14 protein-coding genes and 1 tRNA gene are annotated in these 14,360 nt (G+C 65.2%); 5 read left to right on the forward strand and 10 right to left on the reverse strand.

Translation table 11 applies throughout. The annotated features are described in order from the left end of the window. The first annotated feature begins 93 nt into the window (after positions 1 to 93). A complete protein-coding gene (locus AB7C87_RS21735) occupies positions 94 to 333 on the forward strand; it encodes a preprotein translocase subunit TatA (RefSeq protein ID WP_369731620.1) in 240 nt (79 codons plus the stop codon). On the opposite strand, the gene AB7C87_RS21740 is transcribed toward AB7C87_RS21735, so the two are convergent. From AB7C87_RS21740 to AB7C87_RS21755, 4 genes are all read right to left on the reverse strand, one after another. Further along, positions 330 to 3,050, reverse strand: a complete 2,721-nt coding sequence (locus AB7C87_RS21740; RefSeq protein ID WP_369731621.1) for a heavy metal translocating P-type ATPase — start codon at positions 3,048 to 3,050, stop codon at positions 330 to 332. The genes AB7C87_RS21735 and AB7C87_RS21740 overlap by 4 nt on opposite strands. A gap of 211 nt (positions 3,051 to 3,261) precedes the next feature. After that, positions 3,262 to 3,666, reverse strand: a complete 405-nt coding sequence (locus AB7C87_RS21745; RefSeq protein ID WP_369731622.1) for a carboxymuconolactone decarboxylase family protein — start codon at positions 3,664 to 3,666, stop codon at positions 3,262 to 3,264. A gap of 362 nt (positions 3,667 to 4,028) precedes the next feature. Further along, positions 4,029 to 6,086: an ABC transporter ATP-binding protein gene (locus AB7C87_RS21750; RefSeq protein ID WP_369731623.1), complete on the reverse strand. Its 2,058-nt coding sequence runs from the start codon at positions 6,084 to 6,086 to the stop codon at positions 4,029 to 4,031. Between the two features lie 85 nt (positions 6,087 to 6,171). Continuing rightward, positions 6,172 to 6,663, reverse strand: a complete 492-nt coding sequence (locus AB7C87_RS21755; RefSeq protein WP_369731624.1) for a DUF192 domain-containing protein — start codon at positions 6,661 to 6,663, stop codon at positions 6,172 to 6,174. 61 nt (positions 6,664 to 6,724) lie between these two features. On the opposite strand from AB7C87_RS21755, the gene AB7C87_RS21760 reads away from it, so the two are divergent. Beyond that, positions 6,725 to 6,798, forward strand: a tRNA-Val gene (locus AB7C87_RS21760). 557 nt (positions 6,799 to 7,355) lie between these two features. Here AB7C87_RS21760 and AB7C87_RS21765 read toward each other — a convergent pair. After that, positions 7,356 to 7,916, reverse strand: coding sequence for an endonuclease dU (locus tag AB7C87_RS21765; RefSeq protein WP_369731763.1), 561 nt, complete (start codon positions 7,914 to 7,916; stop codon positions 7,356 to 7,358). After that, the gene (locus tag AB7C87_RS21770; protein WP_369731625.1) at positions 7,916 to 8,092 is read right to left on the reverse strand and encodes a DUF5786 family protein; all 177 of its coding nucleotides are present in this window, start codon (positions 8,090 to 8,092) and stop codon (positions 7,916 to 7,918) included. Before AB7C87_RS21770 ends, AB7C87_RS21765 begins: the two co-directional genes overlap by 1 nt. Before the next feature lie 142 nt (positions 8,093 to 8,234). Here AB7C87_RS21770 and AB7C87_RS21775 point away from each other — a divergent pair, with 142 nt between their 5' ends. After that, entirely contained in the window at positions 8,235 to 8,846 is a 612-nt protein-coding gene (locus AB7C87_RS21775; protein ID WP_369731626.1) for an MBL fold metallo-hydrolase, read from the forward strand. 205 nt (positions 8,847 to 9,051) lie between these two features. On the opposite strand, the gene AB7C87_RS21780 is transcribed toward AB7C87_RS21775, so the two are convergent. The 4 genes from AB7C87_RS21780 to AB7C87_RS21795 all read right to left on the reverse strand — a co-directional run bounded on the left by AB7C87_RS21780 (position 9,052) and on the right by AB7C87_RS21795 (position 12,538). Continuing rightward, the gene (locus AB7C87_RS21780) at positions 9,052 to 9,201 is read right to left on the reverse strand and encodes a 50S ribosomal protein L40e (RefSeq protein WP_124194562.1); all 150 of its coding nucleotides are present in this window, start codon (positions 9,199 to 9,201) and stop codon (positions 9,052 to 9,054) included. Between the two features lie 25 nt (positions 9,202 to 9,226). Then, a complete protein-coding gene (locus AB7C87_RS21785) occupies positions 9,227 to 9,772 on the reverse strand; it encodes a DUF367 family protein (RefSeq protein WP_369731627.1) in 546 nt (181 codons plus the stop codon). A 47-nt stretch (positions 9,773 to 9,819) separates the two neighbouring features. Then, the gene (locus AB7C87_RS21790; protein WP_369731628.1) at positions 9,820 to 10,599 is read right to left on the reverse strand and encodes a hypothetical protein; all 780 of its coding nucleotides are present in this window, start codon (positions 10,597 to 10,599) and stop codon (positions 9,820 to 9,822) included. 106 nt (positions 10,600 to 10,705) lie between these two features. After that, entirely contained in the window at positions 10,706 to 12,538 is a 1,833-nt protein-coding gene (locus AB7C87_RS21795; protein WP_369731629.1) for a Rieske (2Fe-2S) protein, read from the reverse strand. A 181-nt stretch (positions 12,539 to 12,719) separates the two neighbouring features. On the opposite strand from AB7C87_RS21795, the gene AB7C87_RS21800 reads away from it, so the two are divergent. After that, positions 12,720 to 13,043: a nuclear transport factor 2 family protein gene (locus tag AB7C87_RS21800; RefSeq protein ID WP_369731630.1), complete on the forward strand. Its 324-nt coding sequence runs from the start codon at positions 12,720 to 12,722 to the stop codon at positions 13,041 to 13,043. A gap of 187 nt (positions 13,044 to 13,230) precedes the next feature. Continuing rightward, on the forward strand, positions 13,231 to 14,280 hold the full coding sequence (locus AB7C87_RS21805) for a DMT family transporter (RefSeq protein WP_369731631.1): 1,050 nt from the start codon (positions 13,231 to 13,233) through the stop codon (positions 14,278 to 14,280). Positions 14,281 to 14,360: the final 80 nt, after the last annotated feature.

The raw sequence follows: 14,360 nt of genomic DNA on the forward strand, positions 1-14,360 counted from the left end.
GCCGGTCCGGGTGAGAATCGGCCGTCGAGGTCGTGACGAAGCCGGCAGGCTGGAGCGGTCACCATTATACGATAGGACGATGACGGTCGTCGTATGACGACGCCGTTACAGGTCCTGGGCGGCCCAGAACTGCTCGTCATCCTGTTCATCTTCCTGATTCCCGTCGCGATCGTCGTCGGGGTCGCCTATCTCCTTCAGCGGCGGTCGAATGCCGCCGCCGCGGACGAGCGACGGATCGACGAACTCGAGCACCAGGTCGAGGAGCTACAGTCGGAAGCAGAATCCAGAGATCACCGGGAACAGTCGGACAAGATCGACGGCGAGAGCGATTAACCGACGATCCGATCGCGCACCCAGACGAACGGCCGGAACGGCGCGAAGACGTAGTCCTCGTGGGGGTCCCACCCCACGAACGCCAGGCTGTTCGAGACGACCGAGACGCTCGAGGCGGCCATCGCGATCCCGGCGAGTGCGGGGTTGAGAAGGCCGATTGAGGCGATCGGGAGCAAGGTCGCGTTGTAGGCGAATGCCCAGAAGAGGTTCTGACGGACCTTCGAGATCGTGGCATCGGCGATCCGCATCGCCTTCAACACGTCCGCGGGATCGTCGCGCATCAGCGTCACGTCGGCGCTCTCGATGGCGACGTCCGTTCCGGAGCCGATCGCGACGCCGACGTGGGCCGACGTCAGCGCTGGCGCGTCGTTGACGCCGTCACCGACCATGATCGCGCGGCGTCCGTCACGCTGAATTTCGTCGATTTCGTTGGCTTTGTCCTCCGGCAGCACCTCGGCGTGGACGTTCCCCGGGTCGATTCCGAGTTGCTCGCCGACCGCACGGCCGGTTCGTTCGTTGTCCCCGGTGAGCATCATCACCTCGAGTCCGCGGACGTGCAACTCGTCGATCGTCTCTTTCGCGCTCTCACGAACCGTATCCGCGTTGGCGACGACACCGAGCAACTCGTAGTCGCCGTCTTCGTCGCCGCTCTCGAGTGCGACCAACATCGCCGTCTTCCCCTCGCGCTCGAGGCGTTCCATCGTCGCCTCGACGGGCGAGGGATCAACGCCGTGTTCACGCATCAGTCTACGGTTGCCCACCAGCACTTCTCCGCGCGGAATCGTCGCACGAATCCCGTGGCCGGGGACGTTCTCGAACGCCGTCGGCGCCTCCAGGTCGAAGCCGCGTTCCTCGGCGCCCTCGACGATCGCCCGGGCGAGCGGGTGCTCGGAGCCGGACTCGGCGCTCGCGGCGACCGAGAGGAGCGTTCGTTCGTCGGCCTCGAGATCCGCACCCGAATCCACGGGCGACTCGAGGACGCCGCCGTCCGGCGCGGAGGTCGGCCCGCCGTCCGTGACGGGGCCGCCGTTCGTCTCCGCGTCGCTCCCGCCGTCAGTCTCGACGGCGGCGTCGACGGGAACGACGTCGGTCAGGCGCATATCGCCGTGAGTGAGCGTCCCCGTCTTGTCGAAGACGACGACGTCGATGCCGCGGGCCTTCTCGAGGACGTCCGCGCCCTTGTAGAGGACGCCGTTTTTCGCGCTGATCGTCGAGCCGACCATGGTAGCCATCGGCGTCGCGAGCCCGAGCGCACAGGGACAAGCGATCAAGATTGCCGAGGCGAGAACGACGACGGAGAACTCGAGGACCGGAATGCCGACGTCGGTGGCCGGGACCGCGACCTCGGGGCCGCCACCGACGGGCTCGAGCAGGGGGATCCACGAGCCGAGCGTCGAGGAGACGGTGTACAGTTCGGTCGGGAACGCCGCCCACAGGATCGACCAGAGAACGGCGTTGACGATCACCGCGGGGACGAAGTAGGCGCTGACCTGGTCGACCAGCCGCTGGACGTCGGGCTGGCGCGCCTGGGCCTCCTTGACCCGCTCGACGATCTGCTGGATCGCCGTCTCCTCGCCGACGTTGGTCGCCTCGACGAGGAGCACGCCGTTCTCGTTGATCGTCGAGCCGACGACCTCGTCATCTTCGCGCTTCTCGACGGGCACCGACTCGCCGGTTACCATCGACTCGTCGACCGCGCTCTCGCCGTCGACGACGACGCCGTCGGTCGGGATCTGCTCGCCCGGCCTGACTTTCATCACGTCGCCGGGTTCGACCGCCTCGAGCGGGACGACGACCTCCTCGCCGTCTTCGAGTATCGTGGCCTCGTCGGCCTGCATTTCGAGCAGTTCCCGGAGCGCGGCGCTCGCACGAGCCTTGGATCGGGCCTCGAGCCAGACGCCGAGGTAGATAAACCAGAGGATGAACGCGACGGCCTCGAAGTAGAGCCCGCCGGTGACGACGCCGAACAGGACGGCCGTACTGTATAGGTAGCCGGCGCTGGTACCGACGGCGACCAGCGTGTCCATGTTCGCCTGCCGATTGTTCGCGAGCGCGGTGTACGCGCCGCTGATAAAGTGCCAGCCGAGCGTCCCCATCAGCGCCGTCGCGAAGACGAACTCGACCCAGTCGAACCAACCGGGGAGGAACGCGACGTCGTACAGCCACTCGGCCCCCATCTGGGCCATGACGAGGACGAACGGCGACGCCAGGAGACCGCCGACGATCGTCCACGTGCGTTTCGTCCGGAGTTCCCGCTCGACGGCGCTCTCGCGTTCTTCGGTCAGCGCTTTGCCCTCCTCGTCGACGGCGCGGTCGGGCTCGTACCCCGCTTTCTCGATCGCGTCGTAGATCGTCGGGAGCGACACGTCGTCGGGATTGAACGCAACGGTTGCCTCGTCGGTCGCGTAGTTGGCCGACGCCGAGACGACGCCGTGGACCCCCTCGAGGGCCTCCTCGACGGTCCCGGAACACGTCGCACACGACATCCCCGCGATTTCGACCGTCGCCGTCGACCGGTCGGGTTCGTAGCCCGCGCTCTCGATCGCCGCGTAAATCTCGGCGAGCGAGACGGCCTCGGGGTCGTACTCGACGGTTCCCTCGTCCGTCGCGAAGTTGACGTCGACGGACTCGACCCCCTCGAGGTCGGAGACGACGTCCTCGACGGTCCCGGAACACGTCGCACACGACATCCCCGAGATAGACAGGGTAGATTTCACGATGTGGTCACCTCGTACGATCGTAGGGGATCCTCCTTGAAGCGGTTTGTCCTTAACGAACTTCGAGTCCCACCGACTTCCTGGTTTGCTTTCGAAAGTCCATTCGAGTTGATCCCGAAGAACCCGGAGTTTACCAGTGGCTCGGAGTGCACCAGTGCAGACGAGACCAGCGCTGGATAGACAGAAAATCGGTGACCGGATCGCCGACCGATCAGTCGTCGCTCGCCGCCGCGGCCTGCTGATCTTCGACGTGGTCGACGATCTTCGCCGTCTCGTCGACGAACTCGTCGTAGTCGACCTCCGCTCCGTGGAGAACCGTCGAGAAGTACCGAACGTCACTCGAGACGCCGATCGCTTCGGATAACTCCTCTTCGGTTACCTCCTCGAGTTTGGCCTCCTCGGTGTGGAAGTGAACGCAGTACGGACACTGGATCGCCGCCGCCGCGCCGAGGCCGACCAGTGCCTTCTCGCGGCCGGTAAGTTCGGTCTCACCGAACTGCAGGTCGCGAACGATCGCCCAGCTGTGATCGGCGGACGGCTCCGGTAGCGCCTCGATCCAGCTCGGAACCATTCCCATATACTCCTCCATCTCGGATTCCATTTCTGTAGATACCATCGTGGACACGCTCCCGTGGATTTCTCGAGCGATATCGGCTCCACACCTCGGTTCCGCCCCGGCGATACCGCACGGAAATCCACGAGATCGTACGATACGACGTGACGTGAAACTAACACACAAGTATCCGACACGCACGTACAAACGATTGGGACGAAACGACGTGAACGACTCCCCGTGTGCTGTCCCCCTTGTGACCAGACATCGGGCGATAGTCGCCGCCGAAGGGCGATCCCGCCCGTTTACGAGTGCTCGGACAGAGTCGACATACTGTGCCGGCTCTGCCCCCACAGTGTGGATGCGTAACTCGTTACGGTCGGTCGGTTACGACACCGCAGGCGCGATCGAACCCGCAACGGCGTTCAGTCGTCGACGTCGGCGTCGAGTTCGGTCCGAGCCTGCCGGCGCTGTGCGCGTTCGATAAACTCCTGTGGGAGTTCGTCGATCTCGCCCGCCTGGACGCCCCAGAGATGCGAGTAGAGCCCGCCGTTCTCGAGCAGTTGTCCGTGGGTGCCGCGTTCGACGATGGAGCCGTCCTCGAGTACCAGGATCTGGTCGGCGTCTTTGATCGTCGAGAGTCGGTGGGCGATGGCGAACGTCGTCCGTTCCTCGGTCAGGTGGTCGATCGATCGCTGAATGAGCATCTCGGTTTCCGTGTCGACGTCGCTGGTCGCCTCGTCCAAAACGAGGACGTCCGGATCCTTGAGCACCGCGCGGGCGATAGCGACTCGCTGGCGCTGGCCACCCGAAAGCTTGACACCACGTTCGCCGACCATGGTATCGTATCCCTCCGGCAGGTTCTGGATGAACTCGTGGGCCTCGGCGGCTTTCGCCGCCTCGACGATCGCCTCGCGATCAGCATCGAACGTCCCGTAGGTGATGTTCTCCTCGACGGTGCCGTAGAAGAGGTACGACTCCTGGCCGACGTAGCCCATCGACCGTCGCAGACTCGACAGCGAGACGTCACGAACGTCATGGCCGTCGATCCGAATCCCCCCATCGTCGACGTCGTAGAGCCGGAGCAGAAGTTTGAGGATCGTCGACTTGCCGGCACCGGTCGGCCCGACCAGCGCGACGGTGTCGCCGCCGTCGACCTCGAAAGAGACGTCGTCGATGATCCGATCGGTCGGATGGGGCTCGTCCCGACCCCACGCCGTCGACGCTCCGTCGTCGTCAATCGGTTTCTCGTCACGGGGGCTCACCTCGGTTCCGTCGGTAGGCTCGTCCCTCGCGCTCGCTTCGTCGTCGTAGCTGAAACTCACGTGATCGTACTCGACACGGCCCTCGCCGATCTCGAGGTCGTCGGCGTCCTCGTCGCGTTCGATCCGGCCGGTCTCGTCCATCAGCCCGAAGATGCGCTCGCTCGAGGCTTCCGCGCGCTGGTACATGTTGATAACCTGACCGAACTGGGCCATGGGCCAGACGAGTTGCTGGGTGTACATGATGAAGACGACGAACGTCCCGATGGCGAGTTCGCCCGTGATCGGTCCTGGGCCGCTCCCCGTGAACACCCAGTAACCGCCGACGAGGAACGTGAGGACGAAGCCGATCCCCGAGATCAGTTGCAACCCGGGGAAGAACTTGATCCGCAGCCAGATGGCCTCCCAGTTCGTGTCGTAGTACTTTCGGGAGACGTCCTCGACGCGGCCCGACTCGAACCCCTCGGTGTTCGAGGACTTGATGACGTTGATCCCACCCAGATTGTTCTCGAGTCGCGAGTTTACCTTCCCGACCGACGAGCGGACGGCGGCGTACTTCGGCTGGATTTTCTTGACGAAGAGGTAGGTGAACATCGCGATCAACGGCACGGGTGCCAGCGAGACCAGCGCCAACTGGGGTTCGAGCCAGAACAGCAGGAACGTGATCCCGACGACCATCACGATCAGCCGCGTCGCGGAGTTCATTCCCTCGTTGAGAAACCGCTCGAGCTGGTTGACGTCGTTTGAGAGGACCGACATCATCTCGCCGGTCTGCTTGTTCGCGAAGAACTCCATGTCGAGTCGCTGCATCTTGTCGTAGGTGGCGGTTCGGACGTCGTGTTGAACGCTCTGGGAGAACGCGTTGAACCCCCAGTTGCGGATCCAGTGGAAGATCGCTCCAAAGGCGAACGAGGCCGCGATCGCGGTGACGACGAACCAGAACTGGCCGTCCTGCGTCGTCGGCAGCCACGCCGCCGGCAGCGCCGAGAGCGGCACCTGTTCGGCGAACGCGGCGTCGTAGAAGATCGCGTCGATCGCAACCGCGAGCAACAGCGCCGGCAGCAGATCCAGCGCGCGGGCGAGGACGCTCCCGACGAGCCCGACGGTCACCGCGAACCAGTAGGGACGGCCGTACTCGAAGATCAACCGCCGCATGGGACTTTCGACCTGTTCGCGTTGCTCCTCGAACGGGTCGTCTTCGTCCCAGTCGACGCCGCTCATTACGTTCGGCTCCGGGAGCGTCGCCAATAAGGGTTTGCTACGAATCGAAATATATCGCCGCCGTCGTCGGTCGACGCCGCGCTCGTCACCCGGTTTCGATCACGATTTGGTCGCCGACGTCGATCCCCGTCTCGTTCGTGTAGCCCCGGGGCACCTCGAGCACCCACTTCGCCCGCCCGGAGTGGCGCAACTCCTCGCCGTCCTCGTCGGCCTCGGGCGCGCGAGCGTGTTCGATCGCCGTGATCTCGCGATCGGCACCGACGAAGACGATATCGATGTCGAAGTCCATTTCGCGCATCACGTACGTCCGGTCGCCCTCGGTCGCGTGGACGAACAACATCCCCTCGCCGTCCTCGAGGGAATCGTGGTCGCTCAGCCCGGTGTACCGTTCGTCGACGGTGTCGGCGACCTCGACGTCGACGGTGGCTTTCGGCTCGCCGTCGTCGTCAAGGACGTGGACGACCGCCCGATCCTGAGCCCAGGGGGCGGAGACGACCCCGGCCTGGACGAGCACGAATCCGACGATCGCGAGCGCGGCGACGGCGAGAAGTCCCTTCCAGATGCGCTCGGCGGCCATGCCGGGTCATGCGATACGAGAAAGTAAAGGTTATTCGGACGGGGCGTTTCCGTTCGGGTACGGGCTCGTGGTCTAGCTGGTTATGACGCGGCCTTTACAAGGCCGAGGTCGGTGGTTCGAACCCGCCCGAGCCCATTTCTGAAACGAACGATAGTGAGTTACAGAAATGTATGCGAGGGCGGTTCAAACTACGGAACGAGCGACCGATAGCGAGCGAAGTTCAGGTGGTTCGAACCCGCCCGAGCCCATTTCTGGAACGAACGATAGTGAGTTCCAGAAATGTATGTGAGGGCGGGTTCGAAGTAGACGAGTCGCGCGCAGCGAAGCGAGCACGTCTCGGCGTAGTTCGAACCCGCCCGAGCCCCCGTATACATTCGAGCCCCTCATCCACACTCGAGCCCCCCTCGTACACACCGAGTCCACGATCATCGAACTCGAGCGAACCGCCGCCGGCTGGTCGATCGCTCGAGCACCGGACCAGACGTCGACCGACCCGGGCACCGATCTACCCCACATCGCCGAACCAGACACCTACCCCACATCGCCGAACCAGACACCTACCCCACATCGCCGAACCAGACACCTACCCCACATCGCCGAACCAGACACCTACCCCACATCGACCGAACCGGACACCGACCAACGACACACCGAGAGGGCACAGTCCGACGGGTATGCCGGCCCGTCACGTCTCAGGGCGAGGCGTATCGGTCGGCCGCTCGAGCGGCCAGCTGGGCGACCCGGATCGGTTCGGGTCGGCCGCCGGATTGGGTGAACGCCTCGACGACGTCTCGGGCCGTCGCGAACTCGCAGCCGACGGCCCTGACGTAGACGGTTTCGTCGTCGACCGAGACCGCTCGCCGATCAGGGAGTCGTCGGTACGCCTCGAGTCGGCCCTCGAGGGCCGCGCCGTCGAACGCCTCTCGGAGACCGTCCTCGAGGCCGTCGCTCGCCTCGAACGTGACGGCGATTACGGGACACTCGGTAGACTGGTGAACGCTCGAGAGATCGAGAACGTTGTACCAGGCGGGGGCAACGGCGCCGACCAGAACGTACTGGACGTCGGGTCGCTCGAGGTCGGCGACGAGCGACGTGACTGCGTCGGTCGCGTCGGTCCCGCCGACGGTACACGATTCGTAGGCGAGTCCGTCGACGATCCCGTCGGCGCGGACGACCGCTCCGGCGAGCGTGCTTCGATCCCGATCGCTCCGGTACGATTCGGCGACGCCGAGTGCCCGCGTTCCTGGCTTGATCACTCCTCGTCGTCTTTGATTTCTTTCAACCGGTCGAGTAGCTCGTCGCTGGACGCGCCGTTTTCGAACTCGATCGTTCCGTCGTGGTTGTTCTCTCCGGATTTGACTCCGTCATCTTCGTCAAAATCAGCGTCTACGTCCTGTTGCTCGGATTCGTCGTAGCTCCCGAATCCCATACGAGTTATGGTACGGGCCACTGGTTGAAAAGTTCCGCGGTGATATCTGTAGGCTCCGATATCGTGGAATAAACGCTAACGAACTGGTCGGATGATAGGCGGGGACGCCACCGTTTTAGCGCCGGCGCTCGAGCGTTCGGCCATGGAAGTCCACCACGTCACCGACGGCGCGGAGACGTTCACCTGCAACGCGTTCCTGGCGGTCGGCGAGGAGACGACGCTCGTCGACGCTGGCGCGTGGGCTGGCGTCGTCGAGGAGATCCGATCACACACAGCTGACGTCGATGCGGTCGTCCTGACGCACCAACACGGCGATCACGTCTCCGAACTAGAGACGGTCGTCGACGCGTTCGACCCCGACGTCTACGCCTACGCCGACCACCCGGCGCGGACGCACGAACTCGCAGACGGCGACGAGGTGACGATCGGCGACGAGACGTTCGACGTCGTCTACACGCCGGGCCACGCCGACGATCACGTCTCGTTCGTCTCCGAACGCTCGCTGTTTTCCGGCGACGTCGTCGTCCACGACGACGGCGCGTTCGACTACGGGAGCTTCGGTCGGACCGACATGGCCGGCCAATCTCGAGAACGGCTCATCGAGAGCATCGAGGAGCTGTTAGCACGGATGCCTGACGGCGTCACCAATATGTACGCCGGCCACGGCGACGCCTTCGAGGGCGACGTCCGCGACGTCGTGGAGACGGCTCTCGAGCGCGCGGAGAAACGCGAACCGAAGTATCCCGACGAGTAGGGCGAGCCGAAGTATTCCGGCGAACAGGCGCCGAACAAGTCGTCACTCATCATATCGACGACCACTGTGTCGAGACCGATCACCTGAACGGCGAAAGACACATCAGCTCGTCACGCCGACCGATTTCGGTGAGTAGCTCGGTCACTTCGTGACCGGTTGCTATCGACCTCGAATACGCGGAAGAAACCGGGCCGCAGGCGACCGATTACGCCGCTCGAGCTTCCTTCGCCTTCGGGCGGAGGTTCCCGTAGCCGCACTTGCGGCAGTTGTCGGCGTCTTTCGGGTTGCGTGCGTTACAGCGCATACAGATCATCTTCTCGAGCGTCCGTTTCTCTGCGGCGTCGAAGCTGGCCATATCGGGCCGTTGGGCCGACGTCCATTTAACCGCTGTGATCGTCCCGTTCGCTCCCCTCGTCGTGGTCGTCCCCGTCGTCGGCGAGATAATCGTCCTGAACGGCGACGACATCACTCGAGTCCCCACACTCGCGGTACCGGCGAAGCGGCTCCTCGTTGAGCGTCAGGAAGGTCTCGCCCCACCGGAACGGCTCGAGGATTTCGGCGGCGCGGTCGGGTTCGCCGAGGATGGAGAGCGCGCCGGCGAGCGCCTCGACGGTGGTCAACTGAAACGGACGACCGTAGTTGACCGGGTTCGCGGCGACGAGGAACGGAAGGGCGCGGTGGACGCCGTTCATCCGAAACGAGGCCGCCTCCGCGGACTCCCAGGAGCAATCGAGCGCGACGAGCGTACCGAGTCCGTCCTCGAGATCGGCCGGCGAGAGGGCTTGCTCCGCGTGCGGGTTGAGGACGATTCCGTACGGCACCTGGTCCATCCGCCGATAGAGGATCGCCTCGTCGAACTGCTCGAGGCGGCGGGCGGTGCACTTGTCGGGGTCGTCGTCGCCCTCGTAGTAGACGTGACACTCCACGGTCGAGAGAGGATCGCCGGCGAGAAAAACGGGTCGGTACTCACCGGTCAGTTCGGCGCCGTGGCACGCTTCGATCGCCGCCGCATCCGCAGGAACTCGAGACCCCCGACGACGAGCGCGAGCCCGAAGGGGACGAACCAGAACACCGCGTAGACGATCATCGGCGACGGGGAGGCACCCAGGAACGTGGTCTCCTGTACGTAGTACCACGTCCGGGCGGTCGCGAGCGCGAAGCAGAGCGCGACGACCAGCGCCGGCAAGCGCAGCCGCAAGCGGGCGAACAGTAGCGTCGGAATCGAACCGAGCGCGACGAGTCCGACGACCACGAGCACGAGCATACCGTACTCGACCGGCTGGCCCTCGGGCAGTTCGGTCGCGATGCTCAGGACGGCGTCGCCGGCGGCTTCGGCGACGAGGACCACCGCGAAGAGGTGACCGAGCCCGACCGCGAGGCTCGCGAGGAGCGCCGCTCTCGGAACCGATTCGGTCAGCCGCCGCCGGTTTCGAATCGCGTGCTCGAGTGCGATTAGCACGACGCCGCCGACGGCCGCGAACAGGAGCGCGTCGACGACCGCGGCGAACGAGACGAAGTGTGGGCCGAGCCCGAGGTCGCCGAGCCAGGGGACGAGCGCGAACACGGCGAGCGAGAGCGCCACGGCGATCCGGACGCCGGCACGGACCGCGAGCGCGGCGGCGAGGGCGAATCCGCCCGTCGAGACGACGAACGCACTCGCGGTCGACGTCGCGAACGCGGGGTCGTATCCGATCGCGACGAGGTACGCCAGGGTCGCCGGCGGAAGGAGACCGAACCCGAGAGCGAGTCGCATGTGACAGGCGTACAACCTGTGTCAGGAAAATGGCACCGGTCGCACCTCGCAGTGTCGGTCGGTTCCCCCGTGAATTGCCGACGGCTGACGATTCACGTCTTTCCGTTCACCCCTCGTGAATCGCCTCGCCGCGGTTGAGTCGCGCGGCGATCGTGAACGTCTGCTCGGCCTCGCGGCGAGTCGGGAAGTGCGCCGCCATGTAGCGGGCGCTCGCGATCAGCGCCACGCGACGACGGCGCTCGAGGTCGCCCGCTGCGTCGTCTGCACTCGCGTCGGCGAGGTCGAACTGTCGGAACGCCGCCTCGAGGTTCTGGAGCGTGTGGAAGCCGGCGTCCTCGCGAAGCAATCCGTGCCCCAGCGTCCGTTTCAGCGCCTCCGGTTCGCCGCCACAGTCGAAGAACTCGGCGACGAGTCGGCCGGCCTCGTTCACCTCGCCGTCGACGTCGAACGTCTCGAGTAGGGCCTCGAGAATGGCCTCCGGATCGCGCCCGCTGTCCTCGTCGCCGGGGTCGGGAATCGGCGCGGGCGGCGTGTTGAGAAACCGATCGAGATACACCGAGAGTGCGGCGTCGAAGACGCCCCGGTAGAGTTCGATGGCGTCGGTCCGTCGCGTCGCCACGTGGACTGCGTTGGCGTAGGTGAACGTGTGGTGGACGGTGTTCCAGTCGCTGAACTCGTTGGCGGTCCCGAACTGGGCGACCCGCGTCGCGGCGGCGTGGGCCACCTCGGCCGCGAGTTCCTCGCTCGTCGCTCCCTCACCAACCGCATCCGCGAGCGCATCGACGATGGCTTCGGGGTCGTCCTCGAGCAGGGTCGATCGGAATCCGTCGGGGCGAGACCACGACGTCCCCGCCCCTTCTTCGACTAGCTCCTCGAGCCCGCTCGTCTCGGAGACGTCGCCGCCGTAGACGTCCTCGAGCAGGGCGATCAGGTCGACCGGCTGGCGCCACGCCGAGCGCTCGTCGCTTCGCGCCGCGGTCCTGAGCGGTTCGACGACCGCGGCGAGGGCGTCGCCAGCGATCGGCTCGTTCCCTCGGCCGCTCACATCACCGGTCTCGTCGAAGCCGTCGACGTGCTCGAGCGCCTCGAAGGCCGTGTTCGCGAAGTCGAGGACGTGTCCGTCCGAGAGGTAGGGGTGATCGGTCGCCGCGGAAAAGACGAGTTCGGCGAGTTCCGCCTCGGAGCGGCCCGTCGCGACGGCGGTGCGAAGACAGCGTTCGGCGCCGTCGCGGTCCCGTACTTCGACGCAGTCGCGAAACCAAGATTTCAACCGAGTGAACGGGACCTCATCGGTCGAAAACGACGGCTGATCGAAGTTCACCGGCTCGCCCGCGCAGCCGTCGGCGACGTGGCGCACGCCGGTGTACAGCGCCCGCTTTCGATCCTCGGGCTCGAGGTCGTCGATCACGTTCGCCATGCAACCGAGGATCGTCAGGCCGGAGCCCCAGCCGGATTCGTTGTACCGGGTGCCAAACGAAAGCGCCGTCTCGACGGGGTCGCGATAGTCGACGCCCGCGTCGAGCAGTCCGATCGTCGACTTCGCGACGACCAGCCGGAGGTTCTCCTCGAGGCCGCTCTCGAGGCGGTCGGCCCAGTGCTCGTCGGGTGGCAACTCCCGAGGCGGGTTCGGGTTCACGTAGACGGTGCCGTCCCGGATCTCGACGGGGTACGTCGGCACGTCGTCGGCCCACGGGTCGAACGTATCGCCACAGGAGAGTTCGAACCGCGCGTGATGCCAGTGACAGGTGAGGATGCCGTCGTCGACGGTGCCCTCGACCAGCGGGAACCCCATGTGCGGACAGCGGTTGTTCACGGCCCTGATCTCGCCCTCGTGGGCGAAGAGCGCGATCGGCGTTCCGTCGACGCTCGTCAGTTCCCGGCCGGCCTCTTCGACGTCCTCGAGCGACGCGACCGCGTGGAAATCGTCTGCCGTTGCCATGGGTCGTCGAACGCCGCCGGGCCGTGTAAGCGTTTGCTGAATTTAGTTTGTGTTGGAAAACTGAAGGGTGTCTGAACGCCCCGAGCGCGTCGACGGAGTCGGTCGAATCCGAACTGCCACCTCGAGGGATACGGCTCATCGAGTAGCATGCTTTTCACGATCCCGACGAAACGTCCCCAGCATGGACTCGAGAACGCTCGTTCGGCGCTACTACGACGCACTCGACGACCACGAGTACGACGCCCTGGAGGATCTCCTCGCACCCGGATTCGTCCAGCGTCGCCCCGACCGGTCGTTTCCCGACCGCGAGTCGTTCGTCCGGTTCATGCGTGAGGACCGCCCGAACCCGAACACGACTCACGAACTGGTCGCCATCGTCGACGGAAACGAAACGGTCGCGGCTCGCGGTCGCGTCCTCGACGCGGACGACTCGCTGTTCGAGTTCGCCGACTTCTTCGAACTCGAGGACGAGCGAATCATCGAACTCGAGACCTACTCGCGGTGAACGTCTCGACGGTCTCACCCCTATTCTCGCGTTCCGATCCGACCCGTTCGAAACTATATCGGTTCACTGAGTAACACACCCAAACAAACCGCGCCCCACGGTAACATTCCTCTTTGAATTTGGGACACACACGCCCGCTAAGGCCGAATATCAACACACAAGTACCCGGGATACCGTAGTAGTGTAAATGAATGTGAACAGAGACGTTTTCCTCTTCGTCGCGCTCGCGGTCGCCTGGGGAACGGCGTTTACGGCGATCGAGGTCGGCCTCGAATCGCTCCCGCCGATCCTCTTTGCCGCGTTGCGCTTCGACGTCGCCGCGGTCGTCTTCGCCGCGATCGTCCTCGCGACGGGCCTCGAGTGGCGACCACGAACGAACGCGGACTGGATCGCGATCGGTGTCGGCGGCGGCTTGCTCGTCGGTGCACACTTTGCCTTCCTCTTTCTCGGCCAGTCGTACGTCTCGAGTGCCGTGTCGGCCATCGTGATGAGCCTGATCCCCATCCTGACGCCGCCGCTCGCACTCGCAGTGTTACCACGGGCCCGGGTTCGCGCGCCGGCCGTCTTCGGAGTGCTCGTCGGACTCGCGGGAATCGTCGTCATCGCCACCGCGGGTGGCTCCCTGGACGGACAAGCACTCGGCATCGGACTGTTGCTCGCGGCCGCGCTCTCGTTTGCGATCGGCTCCGTGATCATAGAGCGCACGGGGGGAACGCTCCCGATCGTCTCGCTACAGGCGTGGGCGATGGCCGTCGGTGCCGGTCTCTTGCACGCGCTGAGCCACGTCCACCCCGGCGAGCGTCTCGCGAACGTTTCGGCCGCGACGCCGGCGACGATCGGCGCGATCGCGTACCTCGGGATCGTCTCGACCGGCGGCGGCTTCCTGCTTTATTTCCTCTTACTCGAGCGGGTGGGGGCGACCGAAGTCAGCCTGATCAACTACGCGACGCCGATCGTCGCCGCCGTGGTCGGCTGGGCGGTTCTCGGGGAAGCGATCACGTTCGCGACGATCGCCGGCTTCGCGCTGATTCTCGTCGGATTCGCGCTCTGTAAGATCGACGCCCTCTGGAAAACGGCCGGACCGGTCGTCGGCTACGGCCCCTCGAGACCACCGGTCTCGGGCGTCGTAAACGGGGACCCGTGTGCCGACCACGGAGTTGCCGTCGACGGCGACGGCAACGTGTTCGTCGCGTCGACAGCCACCGAGCGTCGCTGTGGGACGCCGACCGCCGACTGACCGCAGTTCCCGCCACCGAGTTCAGTTCGGCGGCGAACGGAACGTTCACCGGCGCTCGAGTGCCGGCCATCCGAACCGGC

It is taken from the genome of Natrarchaeobius versutus (assembly GCF_041205745.1).
Taxonomy (GTDB): Archaea; Halobacteriota; Halobacteria; order Halobacteriales; family Natrialbaceae; genus Natrarchaeobius; species Natrarchaeobius versutus.